The sequence below is a fragment of the Dactylosporangium sp. NPDC049525 genome (assembly GCF_040676755.1).
Lineage (GTDB): Bacteria > Actinomycetota > Actinomycetes > Mycobacteriales > Micromonosporaceae > Dactylosporangium.
The window spans coordinates 42,574-59,341 of the sequence record NZ_JBFAPO010000016.1; the positions used below are offsets into that span (position 1 = coordinate 42,574).

Below are 16,768 nucleotides of genomic sequence, written 5' to 3' on the forward strand. Positions count from 1 at the left end.
ACCGGGAGTGGCGTACAACCCTGTGCATGCGGCGGTGTACGAGGCTGCGGACGAGCAGGACGGTGGCGCAGGTTCCGGCACGGGCGGCACCAGCGACGGTTCTGGCGGCAGCTCAGGCGGTGGCTCAGGCGGTGGCTCAGAACGTGGCCCAGGCGGTCGCTCAGGCGGCTCAGAAGGTGATCTAGGCGGCGGCTCAGGCGTCGTCGAGCTGCGGGTCGACGGTGGGGCGCCGGTGCGGCTTTCGCCGGGGGTGGCGCGGGCGTTCGTTGAGGCGCTGCGGGCGTACCACGACCCGCGGGACCGGGGGTCGTGCGACCACTGCGGCGGACCGCGGCTCGACGACAACTTCGTCTGCGCGGACTGCGGCCAGCCGAGTGGACTGTTCGGACAGTTGCTCCGGGAGCGGGCCGCCAGGTACGAGGGGCCCGCCGGGGAACTGGACGGGTGACGCCGGACCGGGCCGCAGCCACGGGGTCCGAGCAGGACGTGCGTCGCTCGCAGCCGGCGGAGCACCGGACGATGCCGGCGGAATCGAATCGGCGCTTGCCCAGGCCGCGGCCGGTTCAGCTCGGACGTCGCTCGTCGTTCGTCGTGCCCGGTGAGACGTCCGGCGGTGGCGTCGGTGTCTGATGCGTGCGTAGCGGAGACCTGTCACCCACCAGCCACAGGTGGCCGAACGGGTCGAGGAAGCCGCCCTGGCGATGGATGCCCCACGGCGCCTCGTGGTCGCGGATCTCATCGACGCTGCCGTCAGCGCCTGCGGCCACGGCGCGTTCGATGAAGGCGTCCGGATCGTCGACGAACACTTCGACCCGCGCTGTTCTCGTCCGTACGGCGGCCGGTGTGTCCCAGCCGTTGTTCTCGGGCTCGCCCAGGTAGAAGGGGGCACCTCCGACGGTCAACCCGACGACGCCGCCGAGGTTCCACAGTTCCGTGGCTCCCATTGCCCGCGCGTACCATCGGGCGGCCGCGGTGGCGTCGGGCACGGCAAGCATCAGCGAGATCACGGGACCGTGCGGTTCGGGCATCATCGTCCGCCTCCTACGCCTTAGGTACGCCTCGGGGATGTCGCGGCCCCTGCGCCGTGGTTGACTCTGCCACCTGGACGGCCTCGCGCACTGCCTTCTTCGCCGAGCCTCGCGCGCGGCCTGTACTGCCCCCGCCTTTGGTGCCTGCCACACTGCCCGCACCCTTCGAGCCTCCCGGGTGCTTCGAGTGCTCCGCGGCTTGTCGAAGCGCGGCGAACTCGCCTGCAAGCCTGTCGAGCGTGAAGTGGGCGTTGAGGCCGCTCGGGTTCGGCAGAATCCACAACCGCGCGCCACCGAACTCCTGCTCCTGCGGACCCACCTGAACCCGCTGCGCACCGAACGCCGTGCGGAACGCGGTCACCCCGAGCACCGCCAGCCAGGCGGGTGAGAACCGCTCGACCTTCTCCTGCAGAATCACCCCTCCAGCCTCCAGCTCGTCGCGGGTCAGCTCGTCGGCCCGCGCCGTGGCCCGGGAGGCCAGGTTGGTGATGCCCAGCCCGTACCCGATAAGCAGGTCCTGCTCGTCCGGGCGTAGCTGTCGCGGGGTGAACCCGCTGCGGTGCAGCGCCGGCCAGAACCGGTTGCCGGGGCGGGCGAAGTGGTGCCCGGTCGCCGCGGACCACAGGCCGGGGTTGATCCCGCAGAGCAGGACGTCGAGACCGGGCGCTATGACGTCCGCGAGCACCTTGTCCGCAGCAGCGGCCAGGTCTGCACGGCTCGGCCGTCCGTCCCGGTTCAATGTCGACGCCATGCGGACAAGGATGCCAGGAGCGGCGTGGACGGCGGGCACAGTGGATGGGTGGAGAGCATGTATACGCCTATGGATCTCGATGCCGTGCTGGCGCTCTGGGATCAGCCGGTCGATGACCGTACCGATCCGGCCGCCGACTTCCGGAGGTTCTACGCCGACCCGGTGCCGGTCAACGGCACTCCGATGACCGCGGACGACCTGGTGGCCCGTGCCCGGGCGTTGCAGGTCGCGTTCGCGGACCGTCGCACCGAACTGGTGCACCGGGTGGAGACCGCGGGGCGGTTGGTGATCGGTTTCTACATGCACGTCAGGCATGTGGGTCCGTACGTCACACCGCTCGGGCGGGTCGAAGCGACCGGCCGTCAGTTGAAGATCAGGGTCAACGACATCCTGACCGTCGACGGCGGGAAGATCACGGACATCTGGGTGATGTCTGACGATGTCGATCTGATGCGTCAGCTCGGCCAGCTCTGATTGTCGTCGCTTCGGTACTGCTGACGGCCAGCGACACGGCGACAGGTGACAGGGCGACCGTGAGAGGGCGACCAGGGACGGACCGCCCAGCGGGCCGCCTGGTCCGGCCGCTGGGGTTGTGCTGGGTTCTGGGCGCGCTGAGTTCTGTGGGGGCTCAGGGTTGTATGCGCTGAGCTGTCGGTGGCGCTGGCCTCTTGTCCTGGGGGCGGTGGCGGTCCACTACCGTGAGTCGTATGGGTGAGCGGCGGTTGATCTCCAGTGGCTCGACGTTCGAACGGGAGATCGGATACTCGCGGGCGGTTGTGGACGGCGACTGGGTTCACGTGTCGGGGACCACAGGCTTCGACTACGCGCTGATGACGATCTCCGACGATGTGGTGGCGCAGGCGCGGCAGTGCTGGGCCAATATCGACGCGGCGCTACGGGAGGCCGGTGCCAGCGTCCAGGACGTCGTGCGGGTGCGGTACCTGCTGCCGGACGCCGCCGACTTCGAACCCTGCTGGCCGGTGCTGCGTGAGTGGCTCGGCGAGGTGCGCCCTGCGGCGACGATGCAGGTGTGCGGACTGTCCGACCCGCGGATGCGGATCGAGATCGAGGTGACCGCCCGCCGGTCGGGCACCCGCGTCGCACCAGGTCTGGGCTGGCCCCGATAGGTCCGGAAGGCCAGATAGGTCCGGAAGGCAAGGAGCGCCACGCCGGTTGGCGCCGTCCTAGGTCCGGCTGTCGGTGGCGTCGTCCGTGCTGCGACCGTCTGAGATCTTGATGTTCAGGGCGGCGGCGAGCGCGTGCGACAGCGTGATCAGGTCGTTGGTGCTGATGGTGGCGCCGGCGAAACTCGTCACCCCGCCGACGCCGGAGAGCGTGCAGTCGGTCAGCCGGGCCCCGTCCATGGTCGCGGCGGAGAACTGGGCACCGGTCAGATCGCAACGGGTGAACGCGACACCGGTGAGATCGGCGCCGGCGAAATCCGCCCCGGCCAGGTTGCAGTCCTCGAACAGCACCGCCCCGAACTTGGTCGCGCGGAACACCGACAGGTCGATCCGGCAGTCGCGCAGCGTCACGTCGCGGAGCACCCCGTCGAGCCACTGCAGGCCCGTCAATCGCGAGTCCTTGACCGCCACCCGGAGCAGCGACGACTGGTCGCCGTGCAGGTTGGCGAGATTCGAGCTTTCAACCAGGCAGTCGGTCAGCGACACCTTGACGAACGACGTGCCGCTGAGGTCGGTACGGTTGAAGCGGCACTGGTTGAACTCGGCGCCCTTGGCCGACCGCCCGGTCATGTCCAATTCATAGAAACCGAGCCCGGTATAGACGCCTTCGTCGCGAAGGTCGTCCTCGTCGACGGTCGCCAGTTCCAGGGCCTTCGGTGGCCTGGGCTTCGCGGGCACGGCGGGTCTGCTCGGGGAGGGCATGAGTGTGACGTTAGTGGCAGGAGTGACGATCTGCCGAGAGGTCGTCGGCCTCGTACCGGGGAATTCCACCGTCCAGGAAATCCAGGTGGCGGAAAATCACCGGGCATTCGCGGCGACGCGTGCCTATTCTTGCGAGCGTTATGTCTGACGTGCCCCAGCCCGACAACCTGACCGAGCCCCGCAGCGAGGCCAGCGGCGGGTCCCGTACCAGGTCCGGCGGCGACCCCGCTGGTCAGTCCTCCGCCAATCCGCCCGCCCGCCAGGTCGCTGAGCGGGCCGCCGGTGTTCGTGGTGCCGCCGGAGTACCCGGCGACGGTGACCCCGCAGCGGCGGGCGTCGCGACAACCGGAGGACCTGCAACTGGCGCACCTGCAATTGGGGGATCCGTAGCCGGGGGATCCGCAACGGCAAGTGTGGTTGATGCCTCGACGGCCGATGCGCCGGCGGCAGTGTCCGGACGGGCCGTGGGCAGGAAGAACGGCCGGAGACAGGGCGGCGGCCAGAGCGGCGGCGGGCAGAACAGCGGTGGCCAGGGCGGCGGCGGGCAGAACGGCGGTGGCCAGAGCGGCGGTAGGCAGAACAGCGGCGGCCAGAACAGGCGGACCGGGCGGGGTGCCGGTTCGGATCACTCCGTGTTGCAGGAGCGGGGCGACGGACCGGATCTCGGCGTCCTGCGTGAGCTTCGCTCGCGTCTGGCCGGGTTGATGCCGCAGGACCAGCACCGGCTGCGACGGCGGATCGAAGGGGCGAAGAAGTCCCCGCACGCCCAGGCGATCGCGGAGGCAATCCGCGCCGACGTCGAGCGCGCCGAGCAGCGGGTCGCCACCCGCCGCGCCGGGATGCCGCAGATCACATATCCGGAGCAGCTGCCGGTCAGTCAGCGCAAGGACGACATCCTCGCCGCGATCCGTGATCACCAGGTGGTGATCGTCGCGGGCGAGACGGGTTCGGGCAAGACGACCCAGTTGCCGAAGATCTGTCTTGAGCTGGGCCGTGGCGTCACCGGGCAGATCGGGCACACGCAGCCGCGGCGGATCGCGGCGCGGACGGTGGCGGAGCGGGTCGCGGAGGAACTCGGCACCGAGCTCGGCGCCACGGTCGGGTTCAAGGTCCGATTCTCCGACCAGTCCGGCGATCAGACGATGATCAAGGTGATGACGGACGGCATCCTGCTCGCGGAGATGCAGACGGACCGCCTCCTGCGGCAGTACGACACGCTGATCATCGACGAGGCACACGAACGCAGCCTCAACATCGACTTCATCCTCGGGTACCTCAGGCAGCTGCTGCCCAAGCGTCCCGACCTGAAGGTGATCATCACGTCGGCGACGATCGACCCAGAGCGGTTCTCCCGGCATTTCGGTGACGCTCCGATCGTCGAGGTGTCGGGCAGGACGTACCCGGTCGAGGTCCGGTACCGCCCGATCGAGGCACCCGACGAGGGCGAGGAGGAGCGGGACCAGACCGACGCGATCTGCGACGCCGTCGAGGAACTGCAGGCCGAAGGCCCCGGCGACGTACTGGTGTTCCTCAGCGGCGAACGTGAGATCCGGGACACCGCCGACGCGCTCGCGAAGCTCGACCTGCGCAACACCGAAATCCTGCCGCTGTTCGCCCGGCTGTCGTTCGCCGAGCAGCATCGGGTGTTCCAGCCGCACACCGGCCGCCGGGTGGTGCTCGCGACGAACGTTGCGGAGACGTCGCTGACCGTGCCCGGTATCAAGTACGTGATCGACCCCGGCACGGCCCGCATCTCCCGGTACAGCCACCGGTTGAAGGTGCAGCGCCTGCCGATCGAGCCGGTGTCGCAGGCGTCGGCGAACCAGCGGAAGGGGCGCTGCGGCCGTACCTCCGACGGTGTCTGCATCCGGCTGTACAGCGAGGAGGACTTCGCCGGCCGGCCGGAGTTCACCGACCCGGAGATCCTGCGGACCAACCTCGCCTCCGTCATCCTGCAGATGATCTCCCTCAACCTGGGCGACCTGGCGGCGTTCCCGTTCATCGACCCGCCGGACCGCCGCAACGTCAGCGCCGGCGTACAGCTGCTGGAGGAGCTCGGCGCGTTGGAAGCCGGCCAACGGCTCACCGCCCTCGGTCGGAGGCTGTCACAGCTGCCGGTCGACCCCCGCCTCGCCCGGATGGTGCTGGAAGCCGAACGCAACGGCTGCGTCCGCGAGGTCATGGTCATCACCGCCGCCCTGTCGATCCAGGACCCGCGCGAACGCCCCGTCGAGAAGCAGGCGCAGGCACAGCAGCAGCACGCCCGGTTCGTCGACAAGGACTCGGACTTCCTCGGGTACGTGAACCTCTGGAACTACCTGCAGGAGAAGCAGAAGGAGCTGTCCAGCAACCAGTTCCGCAAGCTGTGCAAGGCCGAGTTCCTCAACTACCTGCGGGTCCGCGAGTGGCAGGACATCTTCAGCCAGCTGCGTTCGGTGCTGCGAAGCATGGATGTCGTGCCGAATGAGGAACCCGCAGCGCCGTACAACATCCATGTCTCGCTGCTCGCCGGGCTGTTGTCGCACATCGGGTTGAAGGATGCCGAGAAGAGCGAGTATCTCGGCGCGCGGGGCGCGAAGTTCGCGGTGTTCCCCGGTTCGGCGCTGTTCCGTAAGACGCCGCGATGGGTAATGGCGGCGGAACTGGTCGAGACGACCCGGCTGTGGGCCCGCGTCGCGGCGCGGATCGAACCGGAGTGGATCGAGCCGCTCGCCCAGCATCTCGTCAAACGCAACTACAGCGAGCCGCACTGGGAAAAGAAAGCCGCGGCCGTGATGGCGATGGAGAAGGTCACGCTGTACGGCGTACCGATCGTCAGCTCCCGGAAGGTCAACTACGGGCGGATCGACCCTGCGCTGTCGCGTGAGCTGTTCATCCGCCATGCGCTGGTCGAGGGCGACTGGGAGACGCACCACGCGTTCTTCGCCGAGAACCGGCGGCTGCTCGAAGAGGTCGAGGAACTTGAGCACCGGGTCCGTCGCCGCGACATCCTCGTCGACGACGAGACCCTGTTCGAGTTCTACGACAAGCGGATCGCCGAGGACGTCGTCTCCGGCCGGCACTTCGACAGCTGGTGGAAACAGACCCGCCGCGACCAGCCCGAGCTGCTCACGTTCGACCCGGCGATGCTGGTCAACGACCGGGCGGGCGGGATCGCGAAGGACCAGTATCCCGACGCGTGGGACCAGGACGGGCAGCGGTTCGCGTTGACGTACCAGTTCGAGCCGGGCGCCGACGCCGACGGGGTCACCGTCCACATCGGACTACCGCTGCTCGGCCGGGTTCGGGACGCCGACTTCAGCTGGCAGGTACCCGGCCTGCGGGAGGAACTCGTCACGACCCTCATCAAGTCGCTGCCGAAGGCGCTGCGCCGGAACTTCGTCCCCGCGCCGGACACCGCCCGGGACGCGCTCGCCGGGATGCCGGTCCGTGACGGGCACCTCCTTGAGGCTCTTGAGCGGGAGCTGCGCCGGCTGACGGGCGTGACGGTGCCCCGCGACGCGTGGGACCTGGCCAGGGTGCCGGAGCATCTGAAGATGTCGTTCCGGGTCGTCGACGACGGCGGCGCGGTGCTCGCCGAGAGCAAGAGCCTCACCGACCTGCGGGACCGGCTGGCGCCGAAGGTACAGGCGACGGTCGCGGAGGCGGCGACAGAGGTCACCCGCACCGGCAGCACCACCTGGGACTTCGGCACGTTGCCGCAGAGCCTGTCGCGGACCGTGGCCGGGCACACCCTCACCGTCTACCCGGCGATCGTCGACGAGGGTGCGTCGGTGGCGGTCAAGGCGTTCGACCTGCCCGCCCGGCAGCGGCACGAGATGTGGGCCGGCACCCGCCGCCTGCTGCTGCTCACGTTGCCGCCGGCGGCGAAGTTCGTGCAGGGTCGCCTGTCGAACGAGGCGAAGCTCGCCCTGAGCCGTAACCCGCACCGCAACGCCGTCGACCTGCTCGACGACTGCGCCGCGTGCGCCGTCGACCAGCTCATGACCGATGTCGGCGGTCCGGTGTGGGACGGCGAGGCGTTCGCGAAGCTCCGCGACAAGGTCCGCGCGGACATGGTCGACCTGACGCTCGACGTGGTCGGCAACGTGCAGCGGATCCTGGCCGCCTCGTATGACGTCGAGCAGCGCCTCACCCGGACGAAGAATCCGCTGCTGCTGCCCGCACTCACCGACATGCGCGGGCAGCTGGGGCGGCTGGTGTACCGGGGTTTCGTGACAGACACCGGCTGGCAGCGCCTCCCGGACCTCGAACGGTACCTGCGCGGCATCGAACGGCGCCTGGAGAAAGTGCCGACGGACACCGCCCGCGACCGCGACCGGATGCTGACCGTGCAGGAGGTGCAGCGGGAGTACGACCAGCTGGTGGCCAGCATGACGATGAGCCCTCAGCTGCGGGAGATCCGCTGGATGATCGAGGAGCTGCGGGTGGGGTTGTTCGCCCAGGCACTCGGCACCGCGTACCCGATCTCTGATGTCCGCATCTACCGGGCGATGGACGCGTTGCCGGACTGATCACCGTCCCGGGTGCCATCCGGGACGGTGCCGGTGGCCACGTCCGGGGCAGGCCTCGGGGGGAGCCTCGGGCCCGCTAGCTGAGCTGGTGGTTGGGCTGGTGGCTGTTTCGGCAGCTGGGCTGGTGGCCGGATGGTCGTCGTTGGTTCGGGGGACTGGCGTACGGCCGGTGCCAGTACCGCTACGCCCGCGGCGAGCGCCACCAGTGTCAGCAGGGCCTCGCCCATCCCGATCATGTCGGCGAGGGCGCCGATGAGTGGTGGGCCGATGAGGATCGACCCGTAGCCGATGCTCGTCACCAACGCGATCGCCTCGGCCGGCCGGTCGGTCTCGCCGGCGGCGCTCACCGCGGCGGGGAACACCAGGCATACGCCGGCCCCCCACAACAGTGCCCCGGCGAACGTCACGGGCACCCACGGCGACAGCACGGTGATGAGCACCCCGGCGACGCCGAGCACCCCGCCGGCACGTACCGCCCCGGCCCGCCCGAGCCATGCGGCGGCAGGTGTGCCGGCGAACCGAACGACGGTCATCGCGGTCGCGAAGGCCGTGTAGCCGAGCGCCGCCGACGCTTCGGAGAGCCCTCGTCCGGTGTGGAGGTACAACGCCAGCCAGTCGTCGGCGGCGCCCTCGATGACCGTCGCGCACAGCGTAAGGAGGCCGATGAGGAGCAGCGCCGGGTTTCCGACCGGCCATCCCCGCCGAGGTCCTGTCTGTGGTCCTGTCTGTGGTCCTGCCTGTGGTTCTGCCTGCGGTCTTGCCTGTGGTCCTGATTGTGGTCCGGCCTGTTCTCCCGAGCCGATGGGTTCGGCTGCCTGCTGATCCTGTGCCGGCCCTGGTGGGTGCTGTCCGCCCCGCCCCTGCCCCCCGCCTTCGGGCGTGAGACCTGCCGCGGCTGGATCCGTTGGCACGGTTAGAGCTGTTGGCGCAGCCCGCTCGTCGATGTACCGCGACAGGCCTACAAACGTTGCGGCGGTGGCGCACCACGCGGCGACGGTGAAATGCAGACCAATCGAGATGTCGCCGCGGGCCGCCACAGCGCCGGTCGCCGCACCGATGATCGAGCCGAGGCTCCAGCACGCGTGGTACCGGGGCATCCATTCCCGCCCGGCTCGTCGGTCGACGGCGCTGCCTTGGACGTTCATCGCCACGTCCCACGATCCGTAGACCATGCCGAGCGCGAACAGCGCGATCGACAGTTGGACCGGATCGGCGGCCAGACCCACGCAGGTCAGGACCGCCGCGGCGACCAGCGACGTGAACGCGACCCAGGCCCGGCTCCCGACCCGCCTGCAGGCATGTCCGGTCAGCGGCATCGACAGCACCGACCCGATGCCGAGTGCGAGCAGCGCCCGTCCGAGCTCGCCGGGGCTGAGATCGTGCCGGGCGACGATCGCCGGTACCCGCGACACCCATGTCCCGAGCAGCGCACCGCTGGCGGTGAAGACGACTGCCGTGCCGAGTGCGGCGCGGCGCATCGAGGGTGACCGCTCGCTGGGCATCGTCCCATCGTGCCTGTCGCGGTCCGATTCGACCATCCAGCGGGGGCCTGGACCGGCGGTGCGGAGCAGGCTGCCAATGTCGACGACCTCGGTACTGCGCCGGCGCGACATCGCGCCTCATCACGAGGCCCAGATGCGGCACCGGCGTTTGATGCCGAAACCGTGAGTCCGAGACCGTGATACTGAAACGGTGTGGTGCCGGAAACGCGGGTTCACCGAACGTTCGGGGACGACGGCTGGTCGTAAGGACGGGCCCAGGTGGGACCTCAGACGCTGGCGTGTAGCCGCTGACCCAGGCCGGCGGCGTCACATCACAAGTCGTCGGGCCTGCGCATGATGATGGTCTGGTCGTTCGCGCCAGGGGCGGGGGCTGGCGGACCAGCCGGTGGGGGTCCGGCCAGCGGGGGGCCGACGGGTGGTGCGGCCTGCGCGCCGTAGACGCCGGATGCTCCGGGTGCACCCTGGCCCGGCTGGAAACCCTGCCCGTAGCCCTGGCCGCCATAATTCTGTGCGTTCTGGAAGGCGGGACCTGCGGGGGCGGCGGCCGGGGACCCGTACACACCTGGAGTGATCACCGATGTCGGGTTGTCACGACCGGCTGTGGGCAGGTTGAACACGCCCGTGTCAGGTTCGAGGCGGTCCTTGCGGCGGAAGTAGAACAGGCTGCCGACGAGTCCGAGCGCCGCGACGATTGCCACCACGCCGATCCAGAATCCGAATGACAGGCCGCCGGTGTCGTTGCTGACCTGGGTTTTCGGATCGTCGCGGGGGATCGCGCCGTTGCCGGCCTCGGGCGGGGCGATGACCTCGTCGGAGGTGCCGGTCGGGTCGGCGGAGGCACTGCGCGACGCGCGGGTGGACTTCGACGCGCTCGGGGTGGCGCTCGCGCCAGTGACCCGGGTCTTGAACCCCGCGCCGTTGTTGCCGGGTTTCGGGTCGGTGACCTTCTGAGTCGCGATCTTGGCGGTGACGTCGCCGCTGTCGTCCTCACCGGCGGTGCGCAGGACGAGCTGGAACGAGCCGTTGACGGACGCCCCGGCCTTCAACGCCGGAATTTGGCAGCTGGCAATACGGCGGTTGCCGCCGACAGCACAACCGGCGGCGGACTCGATCTCGGCGTTCCTCGGTGCCTGGATCGTTACGGCGACGCCGACGTCGATCTTCCCGTGGTTGGTGATCTGGTAGCCGACGGCGACCTTCGCACCGACCTTGCCTTGGACGGTGTTGCCACCGACCCTTGCTTCGACGTCGGCCTCGGCGGTCGCGGCATGTGCGGGCTGGGCGACGACGAGCGACCCGAAACCACCGGCGGCGACGGCGACGGCAACCCACGCCGCTGCGGCCCGGCGCGCTGAGACTCGGCGCGCTGAGACCCAGGGCGTTGCGCGGCGGGCATCCGTGTCCAGTGTCGCGGTCTGTGTGGTGTCGTTGCCTGACCCGCGTGCCGGCGGGATCGTGGCGAGGAGATTCGGGAGGAATCCCGCGAATTGCCCCGCCGAGCGTGCCGCCCGGCGTTCTTTGCCGCGTGTCGTCGTGCTCATGTCACCCCCAACCGGCCTTCGGCGGACACTAGCAGGATCCGTCAAACGTCGTGCCGCACCCGGGTCGGTGTGGCCCTGCCATCGACACCGCACCTGGGGCAGCGCTGCGCGGTCGATCTGGCGGCCGGCTGCCGCGGAACAGCCGGAGCAGGAGCAACGGGCATCGGCGTGAGCTGCCCGAGGCGATCATGCCGCCCCGGCACGCATGAGCGTGGCATGCGTCACGCCCACGCCCGTGCTCGCTTTGGTACCGCTGCCGTCACCGGGCGTCGTCACTGCTGCCGTCGGCGCCGTCGCCTGCCATCGTCGCCCGCCACCTGTCGCCGCTGTGTGAACCCCGCGACAGGTGGCGCGGGAGCGGTCAGACCACCGGCGGAGGCGCGGTGAGATTCGCCAGGGCCATGAGGAATGCGATCGCCACGAACCCGACGTAAACCAGCCGGCGACGGCGGATCGTCTCGTACGCGTGCCACCACGCGATCGCGGCCTCGCACGCCGGTCCGGCGACGAACACGCTGCTCCGGCGCCGCGGCACGAGTATCGGAGCGAGCCGGACCGCGGTGCTGACGTATACGCGACGCTGCGGCGAGGGCTCGTCCGGGTGCCATGGCGTCACCTGGATCTGCAGGTCGTCGTCGCCGAAGTTGTCCTCGCCGAGGTAGAACCGCTCGGACCGGCGGGCGAAGACCCGGCCGAGGAAGTCGTCGGCGGCGCCCTCATGCCCGAGCCTGGTTCGTTGCAGTTCCAGCCAGTTCCACCGGGTGGCGACGTCGGTGAGGACATCGACGTACAGGCAGTCCGCGTCCTCCTCGGCGCCGACGACGCGCACGGAGTCCCGCCGCAACGGCTCCAAGTGCCGGGAGACGAATGCGACGTACTCGGCTGGCGGCTCCGACGTCATCCGCATCACACCATCGTCGCGGCCCGCACCCTGAAGCGCCACCCTCACTGCGCCACCGCATGACGAGCGACCCTCCCAGTGCAGTGACTCCCCAGTGCAGTGACCCCCAGCGCAGTGACCTTCCAGTGCAGTGAGGTTCCCAGCGCAGCGGCCTTTCCAGTGCAGCGAGCGTCGCCGGTACCAGGGGCAATCGTTCATCCAAGGTCAACTGTTGCGTCCGGATGCGATGATCGGCCCCGTGGGCTCCGCTTTACCCGTCGGCCGGGAGGTCCTCATCCCCCGGCAGCTGTCGGTCGCCATCGACGAGGGTGGCATCCGCACGGCTTCCGGCATGCTGCCCGCGTTGTTGTACACCACCGAGGGCCTCGAACGGCACGGCCAGCGGGAGATGGTCTTCGCCGTGATCCGTACCGGAGCGCCCGCACCCGGGTACCCGCTCACGATGGCCCGCACGGTCCACCAGCTCGCCGCCGAGGGGCGTCTCGTGGAGGCGGGGGACGTCAGCGTCTTCGGCCAGCCCGGCATCGACGTCGACGGCCGGGTGACGGGGTTCGTGTACGCCGCCGCCCCCGAAGACATCCCATCGACGGTGCGGTTCGAGCGTCCCCCGCTCGTCGCGTTGCCGCTGCTCGCCGGTGAGACCGCGGTGGTGCAGCGGTTCGGCCACGCCCGGGTCCTTTCGCTGCTCGGTGCGCAGGAGCGGTACTACCCGCACCCGTGGTGGTTCCGTCCAGGCCGGGCCCCAGTCGTCGATGATGCCGAGTTCCGGGCCGCGACGATGCTGTCGAAGGCTCCCGCGTACAACCTGCCGTTCCTGCGCGTCGTCCACATCGGCGACCGTCTCGAGCTGACGATCACCGCAGGCGACGCCACCTCGTACATCGGTGGTGCCGACGAGGAACTGGAGGCGTTCGAGGAGGCGCTGCGCGAGGCCGCCGACGTGTGCGCGTTCCTGCCGGGTCTCGCCGACGTACCGCAGACGTACGTGTGGGCACCCGGCCAGCAGGGCCCCGCCGCGATCGTCGCGCCCGGCGGTGAGCGCTCGACCCGGATCGGCTGCAACTTCCTGCTCCTGGTCCGGGGCAACGTCGAGCCGACCGCCCGCCAGGTCGAGGACGGCTTCGCGGTCCTGCTGACCGGTGCGATGTACGCCCGTCTCCGCCAGGCGGTCGAGGCGGGCCGCCCGATCGAGATCGGCCTGCCAGCCGGCGCGGTCAGCACCCTCGCGCTCCGGCTGGACCCCCGGCCCGGTCCCGCGACGCGACCGGTGCAAGCGGTGCGGCCGGGCCCGGGGACCCACACCGAAGCCGTGTCGCTGCCCGGTCCGCCCCGCGGTGACGGTGACTTGTCCGGAGACGGTGGCTCGTCCGGTAATGGTGGTTTATCTGGTAGCGGTGGTTTGTCTGGTGACGGGGTGCGGCCTGCCTACGTTGACCCGCCCGTCACCGCGGCGCAGCTCAAGTCCAGCACCACGTCCGGCGCCGGGGTCGACGGCCGGTCCAGCAACGGGTCCGGTAGCGGCGGTGTGGCTGATGGCGGGGGCATGTCGGGCGGCGGTGCAATCTCCGGCGGGTGGGGGGTGTCCGGGGATGCGCAGCGATCCAGCGGCGCCGAACGGTTCCCGGTAGCACGCCGGCCCGAGGACTCGGATCAGGTCGGCGACCAGGATCGTTCCCGCGAGGCCCCCGGGCCTCCGTACGCGACCCTTCCGGATTCGAACCGGTCTCTGGAAGCGGACATGCCGCAGGACGCGAGCCGAGCCCTGAAAGCGGCCCGCTCCGGTGATGCTGTTCGCCCCGCCGTCCATCCGGCCGGGCCGGATCCACTCCGTGATGGTGGTCGCCCGCTCGCCGAGTCCGTACATCCCGGCGGTTCATCCGCGCGACCTTCCAGTGAGCGGTACCGCACCGGTGAGCTCACCATTTACCACCCCCCGCGGGCCGAGGACGCCGAGCGGTTGGGCCGCGACGCCGACGGTCGAGCACTCCGGCACGTCGACCGCGGCCGCATCGTCCTGCTTACCTCGGAGGAGCAGCTGCGCCGGGCGACGACCGCGGCTGAACTCGGCGACTTCATCGACCGGGCTAGGGGGATCGTCGACCGGGCGTTCACCGGCGTACGGCACGGCACCGAGGAACTCATGGTCGAGTTCCACCTCGGCCCGTCACGTCCGGTCGCGGTGCGGATCATGGCCCGCCCCGAGGCTCCGCCCCGCGAGTTGCAGGTCGTCCTGGAGCGGCAGTTGCTCGCCCTGCGACCGCCGACGATCCGCTACACCGAGGTCGCGTTCCAGCTCCACCTGCAGTTGTACCGCTGACCTTGCCCGCTATGCAGCGCATCGGGCCGCACCATGCCGCACTGGAGCGACCCCGGTGCGACGCTGCCCGCGCTATTCGTGGCCCGGTCGGCGCAGCCGGTACAGGACGTGCTCGACCAGCGGATGGTCCGGTTCGAGGTTGGGATGGCGAAAGTCGTCGGCAGGGTCGCGGGTCATGCCGATCCGCCGCATCACCGCCTGCGAGGGTTCGTTGGTCCGCGTGGTCATAGACACGATCTCCTCCATGCCGGCCCCACCGCCGCCGTCCGGAGAGCCGGGGGTCGCGGTGGGGCGGAACGCGAAGTCTCGCGCCGCCACCGCCGCCTCCGTTGCGTACCCGTGTCCCCATCCGTGCCGGGCCAGCCGCCACCCGATCTCCAACGCCGGCGTGAAATGCGCCGGGAACCGCTGCCAGGCCAGGCCGACGAACCCGATGAAGCCACCGGATCCAGCATCGGACGCTGTACCAGGCCCAGTATCAGACCCTGTGCCGGCCGCGGCGGGCTGGACGACGTCCACCGCCCACAGGCCGTACCCGTGTTCGTCGAACGACGCCTCGATCCGGTCGACCATCATGTCGCTCTCGGCCCGGGTCAGCGGTCGTGGGAAGTACCGCATGACCTCGGGGTCCGCGTTGAGTGCCGCGAACGGCGCCCGGTCCTCGTCCCGCCACCGTCGCAGCACCAACCGTGAAGTTCGCAGCATCCCGCTATTAAACCTGCGATGAAACCGGCCGGCCGTCCGTGCCGCGGACCCGCGAAGAACCCGGGGCCTGCCGGGCGACCTTCAGTCCCCACAGCACCAGCGGTACCTGTAGCGGCAACCGACCGTAGGCGACCGCCCGGCGGGCCGGCGGCGCGTGCTGCCAGTCGATCGCCATCTTCACGTTGGCGGGGAACACCGCGGCGAAGAACCCGGCGGAGGCGAGCCCGGCCGCCCGGCGGGTCCGTGGGTGGACCAGCCCCGCCGCGAGCGCGAGCTCCACGACCCCGCTCACATATGTGTAGGTCCGTGGCGACCCGGGCAGCGCCCGGGGCACGATCCGGTCGTACGGCTTCGGATTCACCAGATGCGTGACCCCTGCCGCCGCCAGCACGCCCGCCAACGCGAACGCGGAACGACGCCCACGCCCGGCGCCGCCGCCCCGCAAGACGCCGACGCTATGAGGGGTGTCGTTGCTACGAAGGGTGTCGTTGGTACGCAGGGTGCTGTTGCCACGCAGGGTGTCGTTGGTACGCAGGGCGCTGTTGTCACGCGCAACCCGGCTCACGACAGGCGGACGATCATCTTGCCGAGGTTCTCCCCGCGGAGCATGCCGAGGAACCCGTCGACGGCGTGGTCGATGCCGTCCACGAAGGTCTCCGCGACCTGCACCCGCCCCTCCCTCAACCAGCCCGCCATCTCCTCGACGAACTCCTGCCGCCGGCCCCAGTGGTCGAGGACCAGGAACCCCTGCAACGTGATCCGCTTGCTGATGAGCAGCGTGAGGTTCCGGATGCCGGTCGGATCGGGGTTGTTGTACTGCGAGATCGCGCCGCAGACGGCGACCCGTCCGTGCAGGTTCATCCGGAACAGCGCCGCTTCCAGCTGCTCGCCGCCGACGTTGTCGAAGAAGACGTCGATGCCGTCCGGGGTCAGCTGCTTCAGCTGGGTCCGGATCGAGCCGTCCTTGTAGTTGAACGCCGCGTCGAATCCGAGGTCTTCGACCAGGTACCGCACCTTCTCCGCAGACCCGGCGGACCCGATCACGAGGCGCGCGCCCCGTAGCCGGGCGATCTGCCCGGCGAGGGTCCCGACCGCCCCGGCGGCGCCGGAGATGAACACCGTCTCGTCGGGCCGCATCTTCGCGACGTCGAGGAGTCCGGCGTACGCGGTGAGGCCGGGCATCCCGAGCACGCCGAGGTACGCCGAGGCCGGCGCGATCGTTGTGTCGACGACCCGGGTGCGCCGCGCGTCGAGGAGCGCGTACTCGCGCCAGCCGAGCCCGTGCAGGACGCTGTCGCCGACGGCGGGATGGCCGGAGTCACGGCCGGAGTCACGGCCGGCATCGCTGGCGGGGCTCCCGGAGGCGACGACGGTGCCGACCGCGCCGCCTTCGAGGGCCTCGTCGAGTTTGAACGGCGCCACGTACGACGGCACGTCGTTCATCCGGCTGCGCATCGCCGGGTCGACGGACATGACCTCGTTGCGGACGAGGATCTGTCCCGGGCCGGGCGCCGGCAGCTCCTCGGTGACGAGCCTGAAGTCCTCGGGGGTCGGGAACCCGGTCGGCCGGGCGGCGAGCTGCCAGACCCGGCTCACCGTGCCAGCTCCAGCCGCGCCAGCTCC

At 70.1% G+C, this 16,768-nt stretch carries 13 protein-coding genes and 1 pseudogene; 5 read left to right on the forward strand and 9 right to left on the reverse strand.

What is annotated here, in order from left to right; translation table 11 throughout:
- Nucleotides 1–250 precede the first annotated feature (250 nt).
- Nucleotides 251–448 (forward strand): annotated as a pseudogene (locus tag AB0K00_RS23245) (hypothetical protein); the annotation flags it as partial.
- 115 nt (nt 449–563) lie between these two features.
- Here the strand turns inward: AB0K00_RS23245 and AB0K00_RS23250 are convergent.
- Together AB0K00_RS23250 and mug are read right to left on the reverse strand one after the other, a co-directional pair.
- Nucleotides 564–1,031: a VOC family protein gene (locus tag AB0K00_RS23250; RefSeq protein ID WP_363523582.1), complete on the reverse strand. Its 468-nt coding sequence runs from the start codon at nt 1,029–1,031 to the stop codon at nt 564–566.
- A 10-nt stretch (nt 1,032–1,041) separates the two neighbouring features.
- Nucleotides 1,042–1,779 (reverse strand): G/U mismatch-specific DNA glycosylase, encoded by a 738-nt coding sequence (gene mug, locus AB0K00_RS23255; protein WP_363523583.1) that lies wholly within the window; start codon nt 1,777–1,779, stop codon nt 1,042–1,044.
- A gap of 57 nt (nt 1,780–1,836) precedes the next feature.
- Here mug and AB0K00_RS23260 point away from each other — a divergent pair, with 57 nt between their 5' ends.
- A complete protein-coding gene (locus AB0K00_RS23260; protein WP_363523723.1) occupies nt 1,837–2,253 on the forward strand; it encodes an ester cyclase in 417 nt (138 codons plus the stop codon).
- Between the two features lie 233 nt (nt 2,254–2,486).
- A complete protein-coding gene (locus AB0K00_RS23265) occupies nt 2,487–2,906 on the forward strand; it encodes a RidA family protein (RefSeq protein ID WP_363523584.1) in 420 nt (139 codons plus the stop codon).
- A 57-nt stretch (nt 2,907–2,963) separates the two neighbouring features.
- Here AB0K00_RS23265 and AB0K00_RS23270 read toward each other — a convergent pair whose 3' ends face one another.
- A complete protein-coding gene (locus AB0K00_RS23270; RefSeq protein ID WP_363523585.1) occupies nt 2,964–3,665 on the reverse strand; it encodes a pentapeptide repeat-containing protein in 702 nt (233 codons plus the stop codon).
- A 704-nt stretch (nt 3,666–4,369) separates the two neighbouring features.
- Here AB0K00_RS23270 and hrpA point away from each other — a divergent pair.
- The gene (gene hrpA / locus AB0K00_RS23275) at nt 4,370–8,179 is read left to right on the forward strand and encodes an ATP-dependent RNA helicase HrpA (protein WP_363523724.1); all 3,810 of its coding nucleotides are present in this window, start codon (nt 4,370–4,372) and stop codon (nt 8,177–8,179) included.
- Here the strand turns inward: hrpA and AB0K00_RS23280 are convergent.
- The 3 genes from AB0K00_RS23280 to AB0K00_RS23290 all read right to left on the reverse strand — a co-directional run bounded on the left by AB0K00_RS23280 (nt 8,149) and on the right by AB0K00_RS23290 (nt 12,123).
- On the reverse strand, nt 8,149–9,681 hold the full coding sequence (locus tag AB0K00_RS23280; RefSeq protein ID WP_363523586.1) for an MFS transporter: 1,533 nt from the start codon (nt 9,679–9,681) through the stop codon (nt 8,149–8,151). The genes hrpA and AB0K00_RS23280 overlap by 31 nt on opposite strands.
- Before the next feature lie 311 nt (nt 9,682–9,992).
- A complete protein-coding gene (locus tag AB0K00_RS23285; protein WP_363523587.1) occupies nt 9,993–11,222 on the reverse strand; it encodes a hypothetical protein in 1,230 nt (409 codons plus the stop codon).
- 361 nt (nt 11,223–11,583) lie between these two features.
- Entirely contained in the window at nt 11,584–12,123 is a 540-nt protein-coding gene (locus tag AB0K00_RS23290) for a hypothetical protein (RefSeq protein WP_363523588.1), read from the reverse strand.
- Nucleotides 12,124–12,361: 238 nt separating this feature from the next.
- On the opposite strand from AB0K00_RS23290, the gene AB0K00_RS23295 reads away from it, so the two are divergent.
- Nucleotides 12,362–14,440: a hypothetical protein gene (locus AB0K00_RS23295; RefSeq protein ID WP_363523589.1), complete on the forward strand. Its 2,079-nt coding sequence runs from the start codon at nt 12,362–12,364 to the stop codon at nt 14,438–14,440.
- A gap of 72 nt (nt 14,441–14,512) precedes the next feature.
- Here AB0K00_RS23295 and AB0K00_RS23300 read toward each other — a convergent pair whose 3' ends face one another.
- The 3 genes from AB0K00_RS23300 to AB0K00_RS23310 are packed head-to-tail and all read right to left on the reverse strand — an operon-like array spanning nt 14,513 to nt 16,741.
- Nucleotides 14,513–15,145 (reverse strand): GNAT family N-acetyltransferase, encoded by a 633-nt coding sequence (locus AB0K00_RS23300; RefSeq protein ID WP_363523590.1) that lies wholly within the window; start codon nt 15,143–15,145, stop codon nt 14,513–14,515.
- A gap of 7 nt (nt 15,146–15,152) precedes the next feature.
- Nucleotides 15,153–15,710: a hypothetical protein gene (locus AB0K00_RS23305; protein WP_363523591.1), complete on the reverse strand. Its 558-nt coding sequence runs from the start codon at nt 15,708–15,710 to the stop codon at nt 15,153–15,155.
- On the reverse strand, nt 15,707–16,741 hold the full coding sequence (locus AB0K00_RS23310; RefSeq protein WP_363523592.1) for an NADP-dependent oxidoreductase: 1,035 nt from the start codon (nt 16,739–16,741) through the stop codon (nt 15,707–15,709). Before AB0K00_RS23310 ends, AB0K00_RS23305 begins: the two co-directional genes overlap by 4 nt.
- Nucleotides 16,742–16,768 lie beyond the last annotated feature (27 nt).